Origin of the sequence: Methylibium rhizosphaerae, from assembly GCF_006386545.1 — a bacterium.
Classification (GTDB): domain Bacteria; phylum Pseudomonadota; class Gammaproteobacteria; order Burkholderiales; family Burkholderiaceae_C; genus Pseudorivibacter; species Pseudorivibacter rhizosphaerae.
Map to the genome: position 1 here is coordinate 1 of NZ_SWAR01000157.1, position 1,415 is coordinate 1,415.

Annotated in this window: 1 protein-coding gene; it reads right to left on the bottom strand. The window is 60.4% G+C overall.

Annotation, left to right across the window (positions count from 1 at the left end; all coding sequences use genetic code 11):
• Positions 1-1,046: 1,046 nt before the first annotated feature.
• Positions 1,047-1,415 (bottom strand): hypothetical protein (locus E8D38_RS28715; protein ID WP_219851892.1); only part of this gene is annotated, 369 nt, incomplete at its 5' end.

Sequence of the window (1,415 nt, forward strand, 5' to 3'; positions counted from 1 at the left end):
GGAATGTGGCGCCGCATCGGGGACGTCGTCGTGCTCACTCTCTCAAACGGGATACCGGCGCGGCAGCTGCGCACTGCCACGCCGGCTCACCAATGTCGATGACGTTACCCAAGACCACGCTAACCCGCGGGCAGTGGGCACCAGTGCTTCATCGGTCTTCCGCGGCGCCGCATTCCACCTTGCCACAGCGCAGCCGCCGAGAGTTTCTTCGGCGCGATTTGCGGCAGCGGGCCGATTACTTCTTACTTCGCTAACCCTTCCATCGAGAGGACGCTTTCCGGCCTACGGCCTCCAAGCGCCTCTCATGTCAAACGTTAGGCAGTACCGGGTTGAAGGCTGATCTCATGCCTTGTCTGACAAGTCAGCCGTGGAATGCCTCGCTTTCGAAGCCCTATGCCAATGTGAGAGGCGTGCTCGCTTCAGCGTCGGTGTGGGCTGTCCGTCCTTCGGCGGCCAGCGCACCGACCGTGGCGGTTCAAACCGTCTTTTTGCCTGCGTGGTCGCAGGCTCGAGGCCCGCGAGGCCTGGCAGGCTCCTGGGAGGTTTGCGCCGCCGGGCGTCGTCGGAGCACTTTGCGAGGATGTCAGCAGCGCGTCCGTTGCGGCGCTTGGCCAGCGTGTCGAGGTCCTCTGCTTCGGTCCGTACCTAACCCCCAGTACCAAATCCCCGAAGTCTCCTTACAGCGACGTCAGGGCACTGGTCCATCAAATCAAGCATCCTTGATGGTCGCCTACTTGCGTTTCACATCTCTCGCTGCTCCGCCGAGCTCGCCTAACCCCTCCGTCAAGGGGACGTCCCGCAAGCGGGCCGCCCCTTACGTCGAACGTTAGGCGGCTGAAGCGATGCCAAGTCTCTCGGTCAGCGTCGTCAAGTTCATCGACGATCACTTTCCCGGCTTCGTCGAGTGCTCACTGGTCGATGCTCATGGCCAAGTTCATTTGTTCCATGAGAAGGTTCCTGTTGTATCCACCGAACGTCTCGGTGCTGAGAGCTTGTATCCGCGCGACGGTCACCTTGAGTGCCGAGTAAGAGAAGAGTGGCGAGGGTCAGACGGGCACAACGACAGGCAAGTCTGAGTTCGTCGTCGCATCGTCCGCTGTCTCCACGGTGAGTGACGAAGACCTCTCGTACCTGGAAGGAATGAACTTGCGCTGCTTTCCTTGCATCGCCGGTCCCGTTGTTGTAGCTGTCGCCAAGGCAAACAAAAGGCTGCCTTCGAACGCGAACTGTCCGTACTGTGGGTCGCTTGTCGAGGTTGAGGTCATGGGTAGTCCGCCGAACGTGTGGATCCACAGATGCGCTTGCGGAAAGTGCAATGGTTCAATGCGAGGTCTGTAGTGCAGCAGCCGCCTAACCCCTCCATCGAGCGAACAGTTTCCGGCAAGCCGGAAACTGCCGCTCATGTCGAACGTTAG